Annotated in this window: 1 protein-coding gene; it reads left to right on the top strand. The window is 51.2% G+C overall.

Features of this window, described 5'->3' with window-relative positions:
• The coding region (locus ACLJNW_RS28120; protein WP_410961907.1) for a hypothetical protein at window positions 1-240 on the top strand (240 nt) is incomplete at both ends.

Genomic DNA, 240 nt, shown 5'->3' with positions numbered 1-240 from the left:
ATACTCCGTTGACGCTCGGAAATGTCACGCTTACCGCCGATACTACCTTAAAGAGCGGGAATGGAGCCATTACTGTTGGGTCGGCGGCGGGCAGTTTCAATTTAAGTCTGCAGGACAACACCGCGGCTTCCCTTGGGCTAGTGACCTTTAATGGTAATGTGACGGTGGGTGATCTGACCACGTTTAATCAGAATTACGGAGTGCGTTTGCTGGGAGCCAACAATGTGATTGATACTGCGG

This window comes from Salmonella sp. SAL4457 (genome assembly GCF_046548235.1).
GTDB classification, from domain to species: Bacteria; Pseudomonadota; Gammaproteobacteria; order Enterobacterales; family Enterobacteriaceae; genus Salmonella; species Salmonella enterica.
The sequence above is the reverse complement of the archived record's forward strand: the minus strand, read 5'-3'. Positions and strand labels throughout refer to the sequence as shown.